This is a genomic window from Microbacterium sp. GQ128 (assembly GCF_059758615.1).
Genome location: NZ_JCAXDY010000010.1, coordinates 1 through 5,409, shown reverse-complemented (window position 1 = coordinate 5,409; position 5,409 = coordinate 1). Strand labels below are relative to the sequence as shown.

The 5,409-nt window shown below is 54.5% G+C and carries 3 rRNA genes; all 3 read left to right on the top strand.

The features are described from left to right. Positions 1 to 100 precede the first annotated feature (100 nt). The 3 genes from AC6CHX_RS19490 (at position 101) to rrf (ending at position 5,364) form a co-directional block, all read left to right on the top strand. A 16S ribosomal RNA gene (locus tag AC6CHX_RS19490) occupies positions 101 to 1,624 on the top strand. 410 nt (positions 1,625 to 2,034) lie between these two features. Continuing rightward, a 23S ribosomal RNA gene (locus AC6CHX_RS19485) occupies positions 2,035 to 5,139 on the top strand. 108 nt (positions 5,140 to 5,247) lie between these two features. Beyond that, positions 5,248 to 5,364, top strand: a 5S ribosomal RNA gene (gene rrf / locus AC6CHX_RS19480). The 16S, 23S and 5S rRNA genes sit together here, the layout of an rRNA operon. Positions 5,365 to 5,409: the final 45 nt, after the last annotated feature.

The following is a 5,409-nucleotide window of genomic DNA, read 5'->3' as shown; positions in this document are numbered from 1 at the left end:
CGGGGGGTTGGCAATGGATGAAGTCAGCAATGAATTTGTCTCTTTGGTCAGCATCAAACTCGCTGCGTCACCGTTTTCCCGGTGTCGTATGCATTTCTTTTTTACGGAGAGTTTGATCCTGGCTCAGGATGAACGCTGGCGGCGTGCTTAACACATGCAAGTCGAACGGTGAACACGGAGCTTGCTCTGTGGGATCAGTGGCGAACGGGTGAGTAACACGTGAGCAACCTGCCCCTGACTCTGGGATAAGCGCTGGAAACGGCGTCTAATACTGGATATGTGACGTGACCGCATGGTCTGCGTCTGGAAAGAATTTCGGTTGGGGATGGGCTCGCGGCCTATCAGCTTGTTGGTGAGGTAATGGCTCACCAAGGCGTCGACGGGTAGCCGGCCTGAGAGGGTGACCGGCCACACTGGGACTGAGACACGGCCCAGACTCCTACGGGAGGCAGCAGTGGGGAATATTGCACAATGGGCGCAAGCCTGATGCAGCAACGCCGCGTGAGGGACGACGGCCTTCGGGTTGTAAACCTCTTTTAGCAGGGAAGAAGCGAAAGTGACGGTACCTGCAGAAAAAGCGCCGGCTAACTACGTGCCAGCAGCCGCGGTAATACGTAGGGCGCAAGCGTTATCCGGAATTATTGGGCGTAAAGAGCTCGTAGGCGGTTTGTCGCGTCTGCTGTGAAATCCGGAGGCTCAACCTCCGGCCTGCAGTGGGTACGGGCAGACTAGAGTGCGGTAGGGGAGATTGGAATTCCTGGTGTAGCGGTGGAATGCGCAGATATCAGGAGGAACACCGATGGCGAAGGCAGATCTCTGGGCCGTAACTGACGCTGAGGAGCGAAAGGGTGGGGAGCAAACAGGCTTAGATACCCTGGTAGTCCACCCCGTAAACGTTGGGAACTAGTTGTGGGGTCCATTCCACGGATTCCGTGACGCAGCTAACGCATTAAGTTCCCCGCCTGGGGAGTACGGCCGCAAGGCTAAAACTCAAAGGAATTGACGGGGACCCGCACAAGCGGCGGAGCATGCGGATTAATTCGATGCAACGCGAAGAACCTTACCAAGGCTTGACATATACGAGAACGGGCCAGAAATGGTCAACTCTTTGGACACTCGTAAACAGGTGGTGCATGGTTGTCGTCAGCTCGTGTCGTGAGATGTTGGGTTAAGTCCCGCAACGAGCGCAACCCTCGTTCTATGTTGCCAGCACGTAATGGTGGGAACTCATGGGATACTGCCGGGGTCAACTCGGAGGAAGGTGGGGATGACGTCAAATCATCATGCCCCTTATGTCTTGGGCTTCACGCATGCTACAATGGCCGGTACAAAGGGCTGCAATACCGCGAGGTGGAGCGAATCCCAAAAAGCCGGTCCCAGTTCGGATTGAGGTCTGCAACTCGACCTCATGAAGTCGGAGTCGCTAGTAATCGCAGATCAGCAACGCTGCGGTGAATACGTTCCCGGGTCTTGTACACACCGCCCGTCAAGTCATGAAAGTCGGTAACACCTGAAGCCGGTGGCCTAACCTTTTTGGAGGGAGCCGTCGAAGGTGGGATCGGTAATTAGGACTAAGTCGTAACAAGGTAGCCGTACCGGAAGGTGCGGCTGGATCACCTCCTTTCTAAGGAGCATCTGACTCTTCGGAGTCCAGAACCCAGTTCGAAGGCATACGTTCTTCGCTGGGAGCTCATGGGTGGAACATTTGACATGGCATCGAGATCTGATCTCGGAACTAGTACGCCGCTTGCGGTTGGAAGGTTCTGGGTGAGGGGACCGGTGTCTGCACGCTGTTGGGTCCTGAGGGACCGGATGCGGATCTTTTGGGATCTGGTCTGAACCTCTGGACCTCTTTCTGTTTGTCCGTTTCGGGCAGGTGGATGGGGGTACCGCCCGTACTTTGAGAACTACACAGTGGACGCGAGCATCTTGCAACAGCCTTCGGGTTGTTGCACAAGATGATCTTAAAGATCATTAGTCAATTTCAGATTCCATCTTCGGGTGGGGTCGAGTTTTTGATTCAAACTCATGTGATTTCAAGTCTTTAAGAGCAAACGGTGGATGCCTTGGCATCTGGAGCCGAAGAAGGACGTAGCAATCTGCGATAAGCCTCGGGGAACTGATAAGCAAGTTTTGATCCGAGGGTGTCCGAATGGGGAAACCCCGCTGGGCGGCGTGCCGACCTAGTGACTCCCGCCTGAATATATAGGGCGGGTAGAGGGAACGTGGGGAAGTGAAACATCTCAGTACCCACAGGAAGAGAAAGCAACCGCGATTCCGTTAGTAGTGGCGAGCGAAACCGGAACAGGCTAAACCTAGCGTGTGTGATAGCCGGCAGGTGTTGCACGTTGGGGGTTGTGGGACTTTTCAGTCATCTCTGCCGAGGTGGCGGCGTTACAAGAAGGTATAGACGAACGGTCTTGAAAGGCCGGTCATAGAGGGTGCCAACCCCGTAGTCGAAATGCCTCTCTTGGCGCGAAGAGTATCCCAAGTAGCACGGGGCCCGTGAAATCCCGTGTGAATCTGTCAGGACCACCTGATAAGCCTAAATACTCCCAGATGACCGATAGCGGACAAGTACCGTGAGGGAAAGGTGAAAAGTACCCCGGGAGGGGAGTGAAATAGTACCTGAAACCGTTTGCTTACAAACCGTTGGAGCCTCCTTAGTAGGGGTGACAGCGTGCCTTTTGAAGAATGAGCCTGCGAGTTAGCGATATGTGGCGAGGTTAACCCGTGTGGGGTAGCCGTAGCGAAAGCGAGTCTGAATAGGGCGATTCAGTCGCATGTCCTAGACCCGAAGCGAAGTGATCTATCCATGGCCAGGTTGAAGCGACGGTAAGACGTCGTGGAGGACCGAACCCACTTAGGTTGAAAACTGAGGGGATGAGCTGTGGATAGGGGTGAAAGGCCAATCAAACTTCGTGATAGCTGGTTCTCTCCGAAATGCATTTAGGTGCAGCGTTGCGTGTTTCTTGCCGGAGGTAGAGCTACTGGATGGCCGATGGGCCCTACAAGGTTACTGACGTCAGCCAAACTCCGAATGCCGGTAAGTGAGAGCGCAGCAGTGAGACTGTGGGGGATAAGCTTCATAGTCGAGAGGGAAACAACCCAGACCACCAACTAAGGTCCCAAAGCGCGTGCTAAGTGGGAAAGGATGTGGAGTTGCCTTGACAACCAGGAGGTTGGCTTAGAAGCAGCCACCCTTGAAAGAGTGCGTAATAGCTCACTGGTCAAGTGATTCCGCGCCGACAATGTAACGGGGCTCAAGCACGCCACCGAAGTTGTGGCATTGACATTATTGGTAGGCCTTCGTGGTCCAGCCGTGTTGATGGGTAGGAGAGCGTCGTGTGGCCAGCGAAGCGGCGGTGTGAACCAGCCGTGGAGGCTACACGAGTGAGAATGCAGGCATGAGTAGCGAATGACGTGTGAGAAACACGTCCTCCGAAAGACCAAGGGTTCCAGGGTCAAGCTAATCTTCCCTGGGTAAGTCGGGACCTAAGGCGAGGCCGACAGGCGTAGTCGATGGACAACGGGTTGATATTCCCGTACCGGCGAAGAACCGCCCAAGCTAATCCAGTAGTGCTAAGTGTCTGAATCCCAGTGACTGATCCCTTCGGGGTGACGCTCTGGGCCTAGCGCACGACCCCATTCTGGTGCGGTTAGCGTATTAACAGGTGTGACGCAGGAAGGTAGCCCAAGCCAGGCGATGGTTGTCCTGGTGCAAGTGCGTAGGCCGAGTCGTAGGCAAATCCGCGATTCACATAGGCTGAGACACGATGCGGATAAAAAGTGGGTGATCCTATGCTGCCAAGAAAAGCATCGACGCGAGGTTCTAGCCGCCCGTACCCCAAACCGACTCAGGTGGTCAGGTAGAGAATACCAAGGAGATCGAGAGAATCGTGGTTAAGGAACTCGGCAAAATGCCCCCGTAACTTCGGGAGAAGGGGGGCCTTCGGCGTATAGGGATTTACTCCCGAAAGCGTTTGGAGGCCGCAGAGACTAGTGGGTAGCGACTGTTTACTAAAAACACAGGTCCGTGCCAAGTCGCAAGACGATGTATACGGACTGACGCCTGCCCGGTGCTGGAAGGTTAAGAGGACCGGTTAGCCGTAAGGCGAAGCTGAGAATTTAAGCCCCAGTAAACGGCGGTGGTAACTATAACCATCCTAAGGTAGCGAAATTCCTTGTCGGGTAAGTTCCGACCTGCACGAATGGCGTAACGACTTCCCAACTGTCTCAACCGCGAACTCGGCGAAATTGCATTACGAGTAAAGATGCTCGTTACGCGCAGCAGGACGGAAAGACCCCGTGACCTTTACTACAGCTTGGTATTGGTGTTCGGTGTGGCTTGTGTAGGATAGGTGGGAGACTTTGAAGCATGGACGCTAGTTCGTGTGGAGTCATTGTTGAAATACCACTCTGGTCACTCTGGATATCTAACTTCGAACCGTAATCCGGTTCAGGGACAGTGCCTGGTGGGTAGTTTAACTGGGGCGGTTGCCTCCCAAAAAGTAACGGAGGCGCCCAAAGGTTCCCTCAACCTGGTTGGCAATCAGGTGTCGAGTGTAAGTGCACAAGGGAGCTTGACTGTGAGACTGACAGGTCGAGCAGGGACGAAAGTCGGGACTAGTGATCCGGCAGTGGCTTGTGGAAGCGCTGTCGCTCAACGGATAAAAGGTACCTCGGGGATAACAGGCTGATCTTGCCCAAGAGTCCATATCGACGGCATGGTTTGGCACCTCGATGTCGGCTCGTCGCATCCTGGGGCTGGAGTAGGTCCCAAGGGTTGGGCTGTTCGCCCATTAAAGCGGTACGCGAGCTGGGTTTAGAACGTCGTGAGACAGTTCGGTCCCTATCCGCTGCGCGCGTAGGAAATTTGAGAGGATCTGACCCTAGTACGAGAGGACCGGGTTGGACGAACCTCTGGTGTGTCAGTTGTTCCGCCAGGAGCACCGCTGATTAGCTACGTTCGGGATGGATAACCGCTGAAAGCATCTAAGCGGGAAGCCGGCCTCAAGATGAGATTTCCATACCTTCGGGTGAGAGGCTCCCAGCCAGACTACTGGGTTGATAGGCCAGATGTGGAAGTGCAGTAATGCATGCAGCTGACTGGTACTAATAAGCCGATGACTTGATAACACACCGTTTGTTGGTGCTACGCGTCCACTGAGTGGTTCTCGATGTACGGTCGAGAACCGCATAACAACAATGACTTTGTTATGTGTTTGATTGAAACATCAATAGTGTTTCGGCGGCCATAGCGTGAGGGAAACGCCCGGTTACATTCCGAACCCGGAAGCTAAGCCTCACAGCGCCGATGGTACTGCAGGGGGGACCCTGTGGGAGAGTAGGACACCGCCGGACTCCTTTTAGACAAAATGGCCACCCATCGATGGGTGGCCATTTTGC